General features: G+C 58.3%; 13 protein-coding genes and 1 tRNA gene. 8 read left to right on the top strand and 6 right to left on the bottom strand.

Annotated elements, in window-relative coordinates:
• The first annotated feature begins 193 nt into the window (after positions 1 to 193).
• The gene (locus AABM56_RS21370; RefSeq protein WP_347883683.1) at positions 194 to 1,621 is read left to right on the top strand and encodes a hypothetical protein; all 1,428 of its coding nucleotides are present in this window, start codon (positions 194 to 196) and stop codon (positions 1,619 to 1,621) included.
• On the opposite strand, the gene AABM56_RS21365 is transcribed toward AABM56_RS21370, so the two are convergent.
• The gene (locus AABM56_RS21365; protein WP_347883682.1) at positions 1,599 to 3,635 is read right to left on the bottom strand and encodes an AIPR family protein; all 2,037 of its coding nucleotides are present in this window, start codon (positions 3,633 to 3,635) and stop codon (positions 1,599 to 1,601) included. The genes AABM56_RS21370 and AABM56_RS21365 overlap by 23 nt on opposite strands.
• Before the next feature lie 460 nt (positions 3,636 to 4,095).
• On the opposite strand from AABM56_RS21365, the gene AABM56_RS21360 reads away from it, so the two are divergent.
• The 3 genes from AABM56_RS21360 (at position 4,096) to AABM56_RS21350 (ending at position 6,525) form a co-directional block, all read left to right on the top strand.
• On the top strand, positions 4,096 to 4,713 hold the full coding sequence (locus tag AABM56_RS21360) for a recombinase family protein (protein WP_347883681.1): 618 nt from the start codon (positions 4,096 to 4,098) through the stop codon (positions 4,711 to 4,713).
• Positions 4,714 to 4,951: 238 nt separating this feature from the next.
• Positions 4,952 to 5,581: a hypothetical protein gene (locus AABM56_RS21355; RefSeq protein ID WP_347883680.1), complete on the top strand. Its 630-nt coding sequence runs from the start codon at positions 4,952 to 4,954 to the stop codon at positions 5,579 to 5,581.
• Positions 5,582 to 6,009: 428 nt separating this feature from the next.
• Positions 6,010 to 6,525, top strand: coding sequence for a Rha family transcriptional regulator (locus AABM56_RS21350; RefSeq protein WP_347883679.1), 516 nt, complete (start codon positions 6,010 to 6,012; stop codon positions 6,523 to 6,525).
• Positions 6,526 to 6,772: 247 nt separating this feature from the next.
• Here the strand turns inward: AABM56_RS21350 and AABM56_RS21345 are convergent, their stop codons facing one another.
• The 5 genes from AABM56_RS21345 to AABM56_RS21325 form a co-directional block, all read right to left on the bottom strand.
• The gene (locus tag AABM56_RS21345) at positions 6,773 to 8,494 is read right to left on the bottom strand and encodes a site-specific integrase (protein WP_347883678.1); all 1,722 of its coding nucleotides are present in this window, start codon (positions 8,492 to 8,494) and stop codon (positions 6,773 to 6,775) included.
• Between the two features lie 105 nt (positions 8,495 to 8,599).
• Positions 8,600 to 8,675 (bottom strand) — tRNA-Phe (locus AABM56_RS21340).
• A gap of 87 nt (positions 8,676 to 8,762) precedes the next feature.
• A complete protein-coding gene (locus AABM56_RS21335; protein ID WP_017639567.1) occupies positions 8,763 to 9,035 on the bottom strand; it encodes an oxidative damage protection protein in 273 nt (90 codons plus the stop codon).
• Positions 9,032 to 10,096 carry an A/G-specific adenine glycosylase gene (mutY, locus tag AABM56_RS21330; protein ID WP_133861993.1) on the bottom strand — a complete coding sequence of 355 codons (1,065 nt, stop codon included), beginning with the start codon at positions 10,094 to 10,096 and terminating at the stop codon, positions 9,032 to 9,034. The genes AABM56_RS21335 and mutY overlap by 4 nt, the downstream gene beginning before the upstream one ends.
• Positions 10,093 to 12,318, bottom strand: a complete 2,226-nt coding sequence (locus AABM56_RS21325) for an AsmA family protein (protein ID WP_347883677.1) — start codon at positions 12,316 to 12,318, stop codon at positions 10,093 to 10,095. Before AABM56_RS21325 ends, mutY begins: the two co-directional genes overlap by 4 nt.
• A 295-nt stretch (positions 12,319 to 12,613) precedes the next feature.
• Between AABM56_RS21325 and AABM56_RS21320 the strand changes: the two genes are divergently transcribed.
• The 4 genes from AABM56_RS21320 (at position 12,614) to AABM56_RS21305 (ending at position 15,914) form a co-directional block, all read left to right on the top strand.
• Positions 12,614 to 14,278: an OFA family MFS transporter gene (locus AABM56_RS21320; RefSeq protein WP_133861991.1), complete on the top strand. Its 1,665-nt coding sequence runs from the start codon at positions 12,614 to 12,616 to the stop codon at positions 14,276 to 14,278.
• Between the two features lie 147 nt (positions 14,279 to 14,425).
• On the top strand, positions 14,426 to 15,019 hold the full coding sequence (gene hisB / locus AABM56_RS21315) for an imidazoleglycerol-phosphate dehydratase HisB (RefSeq protein WP_058768514.1): 594 nt from the start codon (positions 14,426 to 14,428) through the stop codon (positions 15,017 to 15,019).
• A complete protein-coding gene (gene hisH / locus AABM56_RS21310; protein ID WP_133861990.1) occupies positions 15,019 to 15,657 on the top strand; it encodes an imidazole glycerol phosphate synthase subunit HisH in 639 nt (212 codons plus the stop codon). The genes hisB and hisH overlap by 1 nt, the downstream gene beginning before the upstream one ends.
• On the top strand, positions 15,657 to 15,914 hold the full coding sequence (locus tag AABM56_RS21305; RefSeq protein WP_133861989.1) for a DUF2164 domain-containing protein: 258 nt from the start codon (positions 15,657 to 15,659) through the stop codon (positions 15,912 to 15,914). The genes hisH and AABM56_RS21305 overlap by 1 nt, the downstream gene beginning before the upstream one ends.
• The last annotated feature ends 27 nt before the right edge of the window (positions 15,915 to 15,941 follow it).

The following is a 15,941-nucleotide window of genomic DNA, read 5'->3' as shown; positions in this document are numbered from 1 at the left end:
ACGGAATCGAACCGCCGACACGCACTGAAGAGCAGTAACCCCTTGGTTTGGCTGGACAGCAGTGGCTGCCAGACAGTTTGAGTGTACCCGGAATGTGTACTCGAAACATCCTCCTCGACCACGCCGTGCGGAGGAACAGCAGCGAAGTCGATACAATCACACCTCCGATGCGACATAAAACATGGAGCTAAAAATGACCGATGGATTAACGGGGCTATTCCTTGGTGCCGGTGCTTCTTATGACGCAGGTTTACCCGTCGTTTGGGAGCTCACCAAGGAGATCAAAAGGTGGCTAACTCCAGATAAGTTCAAGCAGCTCAATGCGGGTTGGCAAGGACAGGGCGCCGGTTTCTCCAGTGAGGTTGTGAGCGATTTTCTATCAATACTGGCAAGAGAAGATGTGCATTATGAAAGCATATTGGGCTACCTGGAGGTGCAATATGGTCGTAAAGCTGTTTTGTCTCAGCAGTATCACGGTTTGTACTCTTGGTTTGTAGAGCTTGTTTCGATCTTATTGTGCGAGCGACAATTAAAAAATAAGGAATTTCTGCGAAGAAGATTGAGCTGTTTTAATGGCATTCGCACTTTGATGGGCCAAAGTGCTCCTCTATGGGTCTTCTCGCTTAACCATGACGTAGTGATCGAAGCAGTTGCTGCTCACTTTGCTATTCCCATATATTCCGGTTTTGGAGAAGGCTTTATTAGTTTGCCTCGCCGCAGTCTTGATGGGCATATAATAGGAGAATTGAGGGCGCAGGTCATAAGGCGGGAGACGCTGGAACATGGCCCGATGGACTTCCCGAATCCTGCCGTTCCTGGGATTTATTTGCTAAAGATTCATGGTGCGTTGGATGTTTTTACGTTCAATGACGGGAAGGATGTCTTAAAACTCATTCCTGAAGAACTAAGTTTTGATGGTGTTATAGATTCACTGCGAATCTTAAATGAAGAGGTGATCTATCCTGAGCCTTCGCTGCCAGGTGGTAAGGTGAAGGTGCTTAACGAAATTGCGTACGCCGACGAAAATGGTGTTATGCAGTTTTTGAGGAGGAGTTTGCTGGCAGGTGCCTTTAAATTCTCACAGACAAGGCATCAGGTTCTTCCGAAGAGTTTTTTGAGGCATTTTGAGGGAAATATAAACCATCTACAAAAGCTGATTTGCATTGGCTATGGCTTCGGGGATCAGCATGTAAATCTGATTATTAGAAGCTGGCTGGAATTTTCAGAGGAAAGACGTTTGGAGATTGTCGGCCCGGCTGCGGAAATTCCAGCTTTTATTGCACATGTGTCCCCACAAGTTCTGCTTGTGAAAAAAACTGCTACCGAGTACCTGGATGACGTCTCAGGAACTGTTCGAAGTCACAGTGAGAAAGTGGAAAGAGAACTTTCGGAAATCTTTCGCGCTCGCGGGAGATCCAGCATTGATGCGGACTGGGCTAAGTTTATGGAGCAAGAGTCAAAGAGAGTTTCCGCTCGTTTGGCTGAGAACCTGTCCGCTGCACTGGCGACTGGAAGTACCGAAGGGCTTCAGCTGAATGTTTCAGATTCATACCCCTCGGAAGATGATCAAGCTTTGTTTGAAAGATTTTTACGGTTTATCAAGGGCGAGGACGGCGTTTAGATTTTAACTGTAAGGTTTCAGAATCAACCCGGTCTCGGTCGAAGGAACAAATGTTGCCATCTGCGTCATAAAGGACCCCGTCTTCTTGTCTAAGCAAAATTCCTTGGTCTATCAGCTTTTGGATGGCTGCATTGAGCTTTGTCCTGGTGCAGTTTAAATCAGTAAGGATGCCTCTATGCATGCCCGGCTTCCAAGGTTGTTTCGGTAACGCAATCCTCACTTGTTCTACAAACTCATCTGTAACTACTACGGGATCTCCTTGGACAAGCTCTCGGTCTTTACCCGATCCCTTGCCGCTGGATAATGTGGCTTTAATGGATTTGAATCCAGCTATTTGCCAGTGATCTGCAAAGTATTCAAGTGCTAAAATTATTTGGCTTGTGCCGGTCCAGTTAATAGTTGCATACTGTTTTTTCATCAAATCAGTTAAGATTGTCCAGATGCAATTTACGGTTTCGAATGTGATCAATTCGGAGTTGTATTTAGATAGCTCAGCATTTGTATAGTCGAATTTTTTGTAATGATCAGAGACCGCTATAAGAGCAATTATGTAACGCCATTTTTTTAGGAATTGGTCGTTTCGTTTGACGTGAGGGCGCAGTTTTTCCAACTCCGCGTCTGTTCTCTTGAGTATTTTTGCGATTGCAGGCCAGGCGTCAAGAATCACACTGCTATTAAATACTCGGTCATAGAGTATCTGTGATCTCATGAACTTAGATCTAAGTTTAGGCGCTTTGTGAGGCTCTTTCAGGACTAAAGCAAAAAAACCGGCAGCTGCATATAGGGGTGTTACCAAATCGCCAGGCATTTTGTCCTGATTTGCGTAAAAGTTTTTTCTCCTTTCGTAATAAAGTCCGTGCCTTGACATTATGTCTTCGATGTCGCGCTGTATCTTGTCTGTTGCGTGTAAGGATGCAAGCTCAACGTCCGTTTGATTGTTCGTGGCTCGGATGATTGAGTCGCGCACAGAAGCATCAGTCGTAACAATAACTTTTACTAAAACACATCTGTCGTCGTCTTTGAGCGATGAAGTTGAAATATGCCTGAAGATCGATTCTGTAGTCTGCAAGCCATTTACTATCTGGATGTCGTCCGCTTGTATGGACTTTCCGGTTATATTTGCTGATGATGCCAGTATGGTTACGCCATTATTTAACCACCAAAAGTCTGGTGAGTTTTCATTCTCTAATGTTTCTTTTATGTCTTCATTTACACGATTAAGACCCATAAAGTCTCGCACGTTTGAATCAAATAGATACCGCCTAAGAGACCCTTTGTCTGAGATAAATCCGAAATAATCAGAGAGGCGTGCTAATAGTACATATTGCTCCCCTTTAGACAGTACGTCTATGAAGGGTAGCTCAAGAGTGTAGTTGGGGTGCTTTCTATAAAGTTCTACTAACTCAGTTGAGCCTAAGAATTTAAATTCTGGTTTCGATGAGCCGAAGCTATCTTTTATGAGTTGCGCTATCTGCATGCCGCGAGAGATGACTTCTTCGCCAATTTCTGTCGTGTCGCCGCGAGAAGCATAAAATACATTTACACTAAAATTAGAGAGTCGAGGCGATAGGCGTCTATATGCGTACTTGAGTCGCTCTCTCGCTTGAAGTAACTGTTTAGAATAAGCGCCAGTCAAATCCGCATCGTCAATTGCGAAGTCAAGCAGCTCTGTGAGAGTCGCAATAAGCGCGTCAAGAGTCGCTTGCTTAAACGTATCATGGTGCTTGCAAGTGATTAGCACCAAATTGAGCTCAGAACCAGTCCGAGGCCAAGAAAAGCTTTCCGGATCTATCAGCAAGTGCCCATTTACAAATATATAGAAGCCGTCTATGCCGCCGTCTTGGCGACCATCAACTGATCCGGAAGTTAAGAGGTCATGTGATAGATCGTACTCTTTCAGGATCTGTTCGAATGCCAGATACTCAAAGGCTTCGTCCCGCCGAGATGAGGGCAATTGTTGTGCCAGTCTGTCATCTATTATTCCATCTACCAGCAGTTTATCGTTCTTGGCCATATCTTCCTTTGGTACCCGTTTAGGCTTTCAGAAAAGCTACAAGAATCTCGGGCTATGCCAGATACCCTTGCAAATATTCAGGGCTTCATCATTATAAGTTAGCTGCCGCCATTTTTGCCGAGCGAGAACCCGGTTGTGCAGGCATGCTGCATACTATCTTTTAAAATAGTGCAAAAAAATTCGAGAGCCCTTATTAAATACAATGCGCTAAGGATCCCCCCCTGCCGGTAGGCAGTACCATATGGTTGCCTCGACCACACCCTTTCAGTCAATCGTATTCACAACACTCATCTATGAAGGCGCCTTAAGCTGTTTATCTGACGATTTGGGTATACATCAATGGCTACACCGGGACCGAACCGAAACCGTGGTCTTGAGGTGTAGCGACAATTATCGTTGAGTATTCTATTCGATACATCTATTGTGGATACATCCAAATCGCTACAGGGCTTGCCTTACCATGATGATCCGCGCTTACCTCCGAGCATCGACCGCCGAACAAGACGCGACCCGAGCAAAGGATCAGCTTCGAGAGTTTGCCCAGGGCTTTGGTCATCGGGTGGCTGGCTACTACGTCGAGAACGAATCAGGTGCCACCCTCAAGCGTCCCGAGTTATTCCGGCTGCTGGCTGATAGTGAACCTGGGGATGTCCTGCTGGTTGAGCAGGTAGATCGACTGGCCCGTTTGAATGAGTCCGACTGGTCCAAGCTCCGCGCTGACCTCCAGGGGAAGGGGGTCCTCGTAGTCGCTATTGATCTGCCGACATCTCACCAAGCCATAAGCACCAACCGGGCGGCATCGGATGACTTCACCGGAAGGATGCTGGAGGCGATCAATACGATGCTGCTCGACATGCTGGCCGCAGTTGCTCGTAAGGATTACGAAGATCGGCGTAGAAGACAGGCTCAAGGAATCGAGAGGGCTAAAGCCGAAGGAGCCTATCGGGGAAGGAAGACGGACGAGGGCCTACACAGGCGTATTCGGACCTTGCTCGATGAGGGGAAGTCCATTCGGATGGTCGCTGGGCTGCTTGGATGCTCTACCAACACGGTTCAACGGGTCCGAGCCACGCTGTAGCGCGTTCCTACGCGAAATCTGAGGCACTCGCTTGGCAAATCTCCTTGCTCCATGGGCGCAGCGCGCAATGTGACGTGCGTGTAGCCAAAAAAATTGCGGCCCAGGAGGCGCACCACGGGCCGTTCGGCAGGTGGCCAATACATCTGGACGGGTCGCTGAGTGCGTGCAGCCTGCGGCCGCTCCGGGGCTTGCAAAAACCCTCACTGAAAGGAGTAACCACTTTTCAGGAGGACCACTCATGCCCGCCCAAGCTTCCTGTTCCATTGATCTGCCATCCCTGCTTTCTTCCGCCGCGCTGATCGAGCTGGACAACAAGATTCGCCGCCGAACGGACTTCTTGATTTCAATGAGAGCGAAGAGCGCTCCCAAGCCTGCTACTGCTCCAAATCTCGCGAAGACATCTAAACGAGGCCGGCCCGCGAGAGTCATCACTAATCCGTTCGCAGGCCTGATCGGACCCACCACCGGCTTCGGGCGCTATTCTTACCTTTCCTCGGACATCGTCGAGGGCATAGCTCGGTTGGACTGGCATGACCACGGACCGGATGAGGTCAGCAAGCCGCTTTCGGTCAGAAACTTGATGCTGATTCTTGAGGCTGTCGAGATGGTGACCACGGCTACCGTTAGCGAATTGCTCGGGATCGGAGCGCGTCATGCGCAGAGGTACGTTAAGGCAATCCAGTTGGCCATCCCGTTTTTGATGAGGTCCCGCCCAAAGCGACTGATTGACGATATGGAAGGGAACCTGCCGATTGGGCTGACGAGGTTCTGGGATGATACAGACCCCGTTCCGCCTTGCTCGATGGGCCTTGCCAAGCTGCACCAAGCGATAGGCATCGACGCCATTAAATTAACGCCGCATGTATAAGAAGCGACCCAGCTGCGCCGCTCAGACGCCCGCAGGTGCTCCTGGAATTAACGCCGCATGTATGGATGAACATTGAGGGCCAACAGGCTTCGCCAACGGAGACCCAGAAGGCCGGGGATCAAGATCAAAAAATCCATCCCTTCTCCAGGGGTCCTCAGAGGCCGACTTGATGGGCAAGCCATGGCAACTGCCAAGTTACTCATCAAACTCTCGGCCCCTGGTCTTCCGCTTGCCCTGCGTGTCACCTATTCAAAACTCCCCACTAATAGGGCATAGCACCAAGCTGCCCTCATTGCCCGTTGCTGAGTCAACCCCAATCCAGTCTTTCTGAGAGCGCTTTTCCTGCCACGCCGGTCCCCATTTTCTGGGGTCTGGATGTGTGGCTGAGGATGCGACCTGGAGGACGCTGTCAAAAGGAAAACAGACAAATGAACATCGAACAAATTAAGGCCACTGGCTACGTGACTACGCTCAACGGGTTGCCCGGTATGTCGTCCCAGGAGATTGCCGAGATCACCGGAAAGCGGCATAAGAACGTGCTTCGAGACATCCAAAAGATGGTCGAGGAGATCGGCTCCGATCTGAGCCAATGTCAGTTTATAGAAACCCAGGCACCTGATAGCTATGGCCGTCTTCAGCCGCTGACCATCCTCGATAAAGAGCTGACCTTTACGCTGCTCTCCCGGTACTCCTTCAAACTCTGCCGCCTCATCGTCAAGCGATGGTTCGAATTGGAGGGGGATGGTTTCGAGCGTGCATCGATTCGGGAGTCGGTGAGGACGTTGGCCGGCGAGAATCAAGCCCGGAATGCGATTCTCCGCAGTTTAAACAGAGGGCGACACCGGAAGACGCTGACAGCTGAGGAAAAGGAATACCGTAGGTTGTCCCGCTTAGCTTCATCTGAGGAGCACAAGGCTCGTAAACAAGGCCGGGAACATTTTTGAATACTTGATTCCTTGTTGTCCCGCATCGGTGGACAAACAGATCGGCTATTCAAATCGATGTTTTTTGCTGATGCGGGGCTGGGCTTTGGCGATGACTGTCGAAAGCGTAAATATCTTCCTGGCGTATTACCACGTACGGTCCATCGCGTCTTCTCAAAGCCAATCCGACCGGGCCGGCGGCCTATAGGGAGGGGGCGCGGCGGTCGTCTCCTTATCTGTAGGTCTCTCCCAGAAAGGACCTTCGGATTCAAAACAGAAGACTGGCAAGTCGAGCGATGCTGGGAAGCCTGGCTAAGTAATCGCGCTGAATGTGGAGCAGTTGGCGCTCCCCGTACTTGCGGCTGATGGAGCCGTTGTCGTGTCCAGTCATTGCGTCGTGAATTTCCTCGGGAATCCCCGCCTCTCGACACATGGTCTTGAACGCATGGCGGAACCCATGAGCCGGCCTAACTGGCGACTGTAGATCGACTACTTTTTTCAGATACTCGCCCCAGCGCTTTCCGAAATTGTGGCCATACCAGCCATCAGGGTTCGGGGTCAGCGAAGGGAACAGTTGGCCATCTTGGGGAAGCTCAGCGGCATAGGCGAGAAAGCCAAGCTCTATCAGGTCTGGATGCAAAGCGACCGCCCGATGACTGCCGATCGTTTTCATAGTCCGCTCGTCGTTGCCGTCCTCGTCTGGCGTGGACATGAGGTCCAAGTACCAGATTCCATCTTCACTCTGCCTCACCTCGCGGGCTCGCATCTGAGCGATCTCCTCACGACGAGCGCCTGAATAGCACAGAAGCAGCGGGAGCCAGAACCACGCTTTCCCGAACGATGCGCGAGGGGGTGACCATTCACCTCGGAATACGGGGCTGGAGAAGATCTGGACGAGTTCGTTATTCGTGTACGACTTGCGTGGAGCGGTACGTGAGGCTTTATTGCTGGCCTTGGCGAGTTGCTGCGTGATGCCCGAGGCGGTCACGGGGTTTTCTCCGAGGTATTCCATGCGAACCGCGTAGCTCAGGACCGCTGAGAGCGCCATGAGGCGGTTTTTAACCGTAACGGTACTGAGGCGAGGCAAATCGAGAGCATCGGCTTTAGCGAGCTGTTCTGGGGCGCTCAGAGCTCGTATTCCCTCACCCTTACTCGGGAGTCTCCGAAGGAGGCTTTGGAATTCCTCAATGGTTTTCCGTTTGATGCGTCCAACTGGCAGGTCGCCGAGCAATTCGATGAAGCGATTGATAGTCGCTCGGTACTCACCGATGCGCTTGCGAACATCGCGGCTATCGCCGTCCGTGTCACTGGTCCATCGTGCCCAAGCATCAAAGACTTGAGATAGCTTGTCCTCCACGCGTGGGCTGCGTGCAACTTCCGAGCTGAGTGGTGCGGCTGGTGGCATGGATAACGTAGCAGCGTGGTCATCGTTGTAGCGTCGTAGCGCGACTTCGGACAATTCCAGTTGCTTAGCAACGAATGCTTCTCGAAGCTGAGCCTCGAAGGATGAGCCGGGGGTGGCTGGGGGAAGATTGTGATGGGCAAGTTGTCCGGAAATCAGGCCATCGAGAGCCGTCCTGCGAATTTCCCCAAAATCTTTGCGGCGCAATAGGTCACGCGCTTTGCCGGAGCCGAAGCAGGACGCAAGGGTTTCAACCGATCCGTCGCTAAAGCAAATAAGAAACTGCTCGTATTCGCCCGACAGCTCCAACGTGTCGAGCTCTTCCTGTGCCCACCGGGCAGCCAGTTGGACTGCATCGAGCGCGGTTGGTTGGTAATCGCTCTGTGACTGGAGGCGGGCAAGGCGGAATAGCTCTTCGGATTTGGCCCATTCGGCAACAAAGCGGGTTTTCGCCTCGCGGGGACAGCTTGTCTGGAGGCTGCGCTTGTAGAACTCGCCCATATCTGGAAATAGCGGCTTCACGTCCTTCGGCACGCGGCGGCGGATGTAGTAGATGCCGCTTCGCTTGTCTTTGAAGGGTTGAGTCATAAATGCCATCGTGTACCCGCCATGTGTACTCAAGTGGGGCGGGTTACAGCTACTCCAGAACGACGAAACCCCCGAAACCTTGCGGAATCAGGGGCTTACTTGTCTTGGTGCCCAGGGACGGAATCGAACCGCCGACACGGGGATTTTCAATCCCCTGCTCTACCAACTGAGCTACCTGGGCAACGGGGCGCATTAAAAGCGTTTCTCGACCTTGTGTCAACAGTGAGCCCAAAAAATATTTAGATTTTTCGGGCGCTTAGCCGTCGACTCAGGCGCTGGGAGGTACGTAACCCTCGGCCTGGGCGTAGTCTTCACCGGACAGGAACTTGTCCATCTCGGCCTGCAGGAACTTGCGATCCTCGGCGTTCATCATGTTCAGCCGACGCTCGTTGATGAGCATGGTCTGGTGCTTCTGCCACTCTTCCCAGGCCTGCTTGGAGACGTGCTGATAGATGTCTTCGCCCTTGGCGCCGGGATAGGGCGGGCGATCGAGGGCGGGCAGCTCCTGCTTGTGCTTGCGGCACATCACGGTGCGGGTCATGCGGGTTCTCCTTTGAGCGCCTGCTCGGCGCGCTTGAGCAGTTTCTGCACCGGGGCGGCAAGGCCCAGGCGCGGCGGGGAGGCGAGGTTATACCAAAGCCAGTCGCCCTCGGCCACGCGGTGCTGGCGGTGGTCCACCTGTACCAGCCAGGGTTCGATGGCCAGCTGGAAGTGGCTGAAGGTGTGCACCAGGCCGGGCAGCGCCTGACGTTCGTCGATGACCAGGCCCTGGCGTTCGGCGAGGGCTTCGAGTTCGGCCGCATCGGCCACTTCCGGCGGTCCCCAGAGACCGCCCCAGAGACCGGTCGAGGGGCGACGCTGCAGGAGCACGGCATTGGCGTCGTTGACGAACAGCGGCATCAGCGTCTGTCGTTGTGGCAGGGTCTTGCGCGGCTTGGGCGTGGGAAAGGCGGTTTCCTGACCCAGCAGATGGGCGCGGCAGCCCGGCTTGACCGGACACAGCAGGCAGCTGGGCTTGCTGCGGGTGCAGAGGGTGGCGCCCAGGTCCATCATCGCCTGGGTGTAGGGGCCGACCCGCTCGTGGGGCATCAGGCGATCGGCCACTTCCCACAGGCGGCGGGCCACGGCGGGTTCGCCGGGATAGCCGGCGGTGGCGGTGTAGCGGGCCAGGACGCGTTTGACGTTGCCGTCGAGGATCGGGGCGCGGATGTCCATGCTCAGACTGGCGATGGCGCCGGCGGTGGAGCGGCCGATGCCGGGCAATTCGGCCAGGGCTTCGACGCTACGGGGGAATTCGCCGCCATGACGCTCCACCACGGTCTTGGCGGCCTTGTGCAGGTTGCGCGCGCGGCTGTAGTAGCCGAGGCCGGTCCAGAGGTGCAGGACCTCGTCTTCCGCAGCCGCGGCCAGCGCCTCGACGGTAGGGAGCGCCTGCATGAAGCGATCGAAATAGCCCAGGACGGTGGCGACCTGGGTCTGCTGGAGCATGATCTCCGAGACCCAGACGCGATAGGGCGTCACGCCCTGTTGCCAGGGCAGGTCCTTGCGACCGTGCAGGTCGTACCAGGCCAGCACGGCGGTACCAAAGTCGTCATCAGTCATCGACGTTGCAACAGCCCTCGGATGGCATTCTGGATGTCGGGGCTGATCTTATCACCGAGCTTCTCTTCGATTTTTTCGTTCAGACGATTGCCGGCGGCGCGGGCGACGATCTGGCCCATGGCCTCGCGATCCAGGCGGCAGGCCTTGGCGCCCAGCTCCAGGGGGCCGCGGCACTGCAGGGGCCACTCGATATCCGCATAGCGCTCGCCGACCTGGCAGCCAGGGTCGGAAGCGGCGTTGGTGTCGCCCTGCACGGTGATGCCCAGCCGGTAGTCCAAGCCGAGGGTGCGCAGGTCGATGTCGCCCGCGCCCTTCACCGCAAGGCCGGGCACGCTGACGCTGAGGTCCTGGTTGCGGGCCACGCCGTTGACGATGCTGAGGCTGCCGCTCAACTGGCGGAAGGGGGTGTTCTGGCGGCCATGGGGCAGCTCCAGCGGCTTGCGGTTGAGCAGGGCGATGCCCTGGCACAGCTGGCTTTCGACATTGGCGTCGATCAGCTGGCCGTTGCGCAGGGCGAAGCGCGCGGTACCGCCCAGGTTGTCGATCAGGGTGCGCTGGCTGGCGCCCGAGCTGCGCAGGTCGGCGTCCAGATCGAGCTGGCCTTCCACCGGCGGCTTCTGGCCCTGGGCCTGGAGGATGCGCTCCACCGGTACGCCCTTGATGCGCTCGCGGGCGGTCAGTTGCGGCTGGGCGCCGCGCACGTCGAGGGCGCCGTTGGCTTCGAAGCGACCACCGAACAGCTCGCCTTCCAGGGCACTGAGCTGCAGTTGGCCGTCAGCGGCCCTGGCCTTGAGGCTGGCGCCCTCGAAGGGCAGGCGATTGAGGGTCAGGTGCTGCAGGCCGAGGTCGACCTCGGCGTCCAGGCTGCGCAGGCGCTCCACCGGCAGCAGGGTTTCCTGACTCCAGGCGTGCTGGGTCGGCGCCTCGGGCAGCGGCGAGTTGCCCTGGGCGGCGATGGCGTCGACCTGGGCGACCTCTTCCTGGCGCGCGCCATTGGCCTGGCGCGCCGCGGCGGCCTTGGCCGGCAGGTAGCGATCCAGGTCCAGGCGATCGCCTCTGAGCTGGATGCGCAAGGCGCGGCGGGCGATGTCGGCGATGGCGACGCGGCCCTTGAGGGTGCTGTCGTCCAGCTGGAAGTTGAAGTCGTCCAGCGCCAGGGCGTTGCGGCTGGCCTGCACCTGGGCATTCATCTCGAAGCGCTGCAGGGTCTTGGTATCGGCCATGGCCGGCAATTCGACGCCGATACTGTCGAGGAAGGCGCGCAGGTCCAGGCGGGCGATGGAGACACGCCCGGCCAGCTGTGGATCGCTCTCCAGGCCGGTCAGCTTGAGATCACCGAGGGCCTTGAGGTCGTTGGCGGTGAGCTTGAGGCTGGTCCATTCGGCGGTCTGGGCGCGGCGGTCGACGGCCAGCTGGCCGCTGGCGGAATAGTTGACCAGCTTGCCGTTGAAGGGCTCGCCACTGGCGTCGCCGGTCAGCTGGAGATCATCCAGGGCGTACTGCTGGCTGGCCGGATCGAAGCGGAATTTGCCATTGAGCAGCACGGTGGCATTGACCGGCGGCTGGGTGGTGCTGGCGGTGCCGGCCAGCTTGATGGGAATGGGCGTGCCGGCGTAGATGGCCCCGGTCTCCAGGTCGATACCCTCGAAGGCATAGCGGGCGCCGTTGCGGGCATCACTGTATTCGACCCGGGAATTGCGCACGGTCAGGCTTTCGACATTGAGCTTGAGCGGCTGGTGCTGGCTGGTCGACTCACCGGAGCCGGAGGAGTCGGCAGGCGCCTTGGCCGGGGCGTCGCTCTGGTCCGCCTTGGGCGCCGGGCGGCCGATCTCGGCCCAGTTGGTGCGGCCCTGGTCATCGCGGCTGGCGGTGAGGTCCAGACCGTCGATCTTGATGTCGCTCATCTCCAAGTCGCGACGCAGCAGCAGCGGCAGCAGGCGGACCGAGAGGATCAGCCGCTGCACCTGCGCCAGCTGGCGATCGGGGGTGGCGGCGCTGGCCAGGGTGGCATCGTGCAGTTCGACGCCCAGCCAGGGGAACAGACTCCAGCCGATATCCCCCTTGAGCTGCAGGTCGACGTTGGCCTTGTCGCGCGCCAGCTGGCGGATCTCGTCCTTGTAGTCGTTGGGATCGACCAGGTGGGTGAGGGCGAAGCCTACGGCGACCAGCAGGAGCAGCAGGCCGACGAGGACGATACCCAGCACTTTGGCGAAAGCTTTCATGACGAGGAAATTCCTGTTCCGACGGGCGATGGCGCGACTGGCCAGTATAGGGGCTCGGTCGCGCCCGATGACATCGAGGTGTCGGCGCTGTGACAGCCGTGGTACTCGCCCGTTTCGTCGGATGGCTGATGCCGCCCGTACCCTGGCAAATGAGCAGGGCTGGCAGTTGGCTAGGGTGCGCTTTAATGTCGCGCACCTCTGGTCGGTTGGCGCCGTTTCTTTGACTCGTTTACGGGGAAGCGTGCAGGGAATGTCCACCGGCCTGGACGCAATACACTAGAAAAGGGCTGAACCCATGAGCACTACTCTCACTGCTGGCGGTGTCGCTTCGGCACGTCCGGCTTTCCTTTCCAAGGAGCGCATCGTCGCCCGGCCCGGTTTCAACCGCTGGCTGGTCCCGCCGGCCGCCCTGGCCATCCACCTGTGCATCGGCATGGCCTACGGCTTCTCGGTCTTCTGGCTGCCGCTGTCCAAGGCGATCGGCATCACCGCCGCCGTGGCCTGCCCGGTGGAAATGGGCTTCTTCGAGCAGATCTTCAGTGCCACCTGTGACTGGAAGATCTCCCAGCTCGGCTGGATCTATACCCTGTTCTTCATCTTCCTCGGCTGCTCGGCCGCCCTGTTCGGTGGCTGGCTGGAACACGCCGGTCCGCGCAAGGCCGGGGTCGTCTCGGCCCTGTGCTGGTGCGGTGGTCTGCTGATCTCCGCGCTGGGCATCTATACCCACCAGATCTGGATGCTGTGGCTGGGTTCGGGCGTGATCGGCGGTATCGGTCTGGGCCTGGGCTACATCTCGCCAGTGTCGACCCTGATCAAGTGGTTCCCGGACAAGCGCGGCATGGCGACCGGCATGGCCATCATGGGCTTCGGTGGCGGCGCCATGGTGGGTGCACCCCTGGCCGACGCCCTGATGCGTCACTTCGCTTCGGCCACCGAAATCGGTGTCTGGCAGACCTTCCTGGTCATGGCGGTGATCTACTTCGTGTTCATGCTGAGCGGTGCCCTGGGCTACCGCGTACCGCCGACCGGCTGGAAGCCCGCGGGCTGGACGCCGTCCACCAAGAAGGCCGGCAGCAACATGATCACCAATCGCCACGTCCACGTGAGCAAGATCTGGGGCATCCCGCAATTCTGGCTGGTCTGGGCCGTGCTCTGCCTGAACGTGACCGCCGGCATCGGCATCATCGGCATGGCCTCGCCGCTGCTGCAGGAAGTCTTCGGTGGCCGTCTGCTGGGCAATGGCCTGGCCTACGGTGAACTCAGCGCCGATCAGCTCAAGCAGATCGCCGCCATCGCCGCCGGCTTCACCGGCCTGCTGAGCCTGTTCAACATCGGCGGTCGTTTCTTCTGGGCGTCCTTCTCCGATTACATCGGCCGCAAGATGACCTATTTCGTCTTCTTCACCCTGGGCTTCGTGCTCTACGCCATCGTGCCCTGGACCGGTCACCTGGGCAGCGTGGCGCTGTTCGTCTTCGCCTTCTGCCTGATCCTGTCCATGTACGGCGGCGGTTTCGCCACCGTGCCGGCCTACCTGGCCGACCTGTTCGGTACCCAGATGGTCGGCGCCATTCACGGTCGCCTGCTCACCGCCTGGGCTGCCGCCGGCGTCTTCGGTCCGGTGCTGGTCAACTACCTGCGCGAGTACCAACTGAGCATGGGCATCCCCCGCGCCCAGGTGTACGACATCACCCTGTACATCCTGGCCGGTCTGCTGGTGCTGGGCTTCATCTGCAACCTGCTGGTGCGTCCGGTCGCCGACAAGCACTTCATGACCGAGGCCGAACTCGCCGTCGAGCGCGCCAATGGCCACGACAGCAACGCCGGTAGCGCCCAGGTGCTGGAGTGGAGCGCCGATCCCAAGACCAAGCCGCTGGCCATCGCCGCCTGGCTGGCCGTGGGCATCCCGCTGGCCTGGGGCATCTGGATCACCCTGCAAAAGACCGCCGCCCTGTTCAGCTGAGTCGCAGCCGAACCGGACGGTAACCGGGCGGCGTCCCCAGGCGGGCGCCCCTCGCGGCGGGACGCCTCGTCCCGCCGCGCTTTCGATCCAGCCCCCGCGCCCCTATAATATCGGCCCTTTCGCCCACCGATTTTCGCGGAGCAGGCTATGGCCGAACGCAAGGCAACCGTCGAGCGCAACACCCTGGAAACCCAGGTCAAGGTATCCCTGGATCTGGACGGCACGGGCGCAGCGCGCTTCGACACCGGGGTCCCCTTCCTCGAGCACATGCTCGACCAGATCGCCCGCCATGGGCTGATCGACCTCGATATCCACTGCCGCGGCGACCTGCACATCGACGACCACCACACGGTGGAAGACATCGGCATCACCCTCGGCCAGGCCTTCGCCAAGGCCGTCGGCGACAAGAAGGGCATCCAGCGCTACGGCCATGCCTATGTGCCCCTGGACGAGGCACTGTCGCGGGTGGTCATCGACTTCTCCGGCCGACCCGGGCTGCACTGGAACGTGCCCTTCACCCGCGCCACCGTGGGGCGCATGGACGTCGACCTGTTCCTCGAATTCTTCCAGGGCTTCACCAATCACGCCCAGGTGACCCTGCACGTCGACAACCTGCGCGGCGTCAACAGCCACCACCAGATCGAGACGGTGTTCAAGGCCTTTGGCCGCGCCCTGCGCATGGCCCTCAGCGAAGATCCGCGCATGGCCGGTGTCATGCCCTCCACCAAGGGGTGCCTGTGATGCAGACGGTAGCCGTCATCGACTATGGCATGGGCAATCTGCACTCCGTGGCCAAGGCCCTGGAGCACGCCGGTAGCCACCAGGTGCTGGTGACCGGCGATCCCGCGGTGATCCGCGAGGCGGACCGCATCGTGCTGCCCGGCGTCGGCGCCATCCGCGACTGCATGGCCGAGATCCGCCGCCAGGGCATCGATGAACTGGTGCGCGAAGTCAGCCAGGACCGTCCCTTCCTCGGCGTCTGCGTCGGCATGCAGGCGCTGATGCAGCGCAGCGAAGAGAACGGCGGCGTGGACTGCATCGGCCTGTTCCCCGGCGCCGTACGCCGCTTCCCGGGCGGCATGCAGGAAGAGGGCGAGACCCTCAAGGTGCCGCACATGGGCTGGAACGAGGTCAGTCACGTGCTCGACCATCCGCTCTGGCACAGCATCCCTGATCGCGCCCGCTTCTATTTCGTGCACAGCTTCTATGTCGAGGCCGGCAATCTGCGCCAGGTGGTCGGTCGCGGCCATTACGGCCTGGACTTCGCCGCGGCGCTGGCCGACGGCTCGCGCTTCGCCACCCAGTTCCACCCCGAGAAGAGCGCCGACTGCGGTCTGCAGCTCTATGCCAACTTTCTCGCCTGGGACGGCCGCTGGTAATGGCGCGCAAGCCGCCCGCGCCGCTGGTGACGATCGAGCCCGAGCAGAGCCAGCGCCTGGTCACGGCCTTGCAGACCCTGCTGGACGATCGCTTCGAGGTCCGCCTGGGACGGTTCGAAGTCGAGGAATTGCTGGATTTCTTCGCCCGCGAGTGCGGGCCGCTGTACTACAACAAGGCGGTTGCCGACGTGCAGACCCTGCTCAGGGAGCGTGTCGACAGCCTGGAAAGCGACATCTGGGCGCTGGAAAAGCCCTAGATCGCCCTCACCCCCGAGCCAAGGTAT

It is taken from the genome of Pseudomonas aestiva (assembly GCF_039908605.1).
Lineage (GTDB): Bacteria > Pseudomonadota > Gammaproteobacteria > Pseudomonadales > Pseudomonadaceae > Chryseomonas > Chryseomonas aestiva.
Note: the sequence above shows the minus strand (reverse complement) of the source record. Positions and strands in the feature narration are given on the sequence as shown.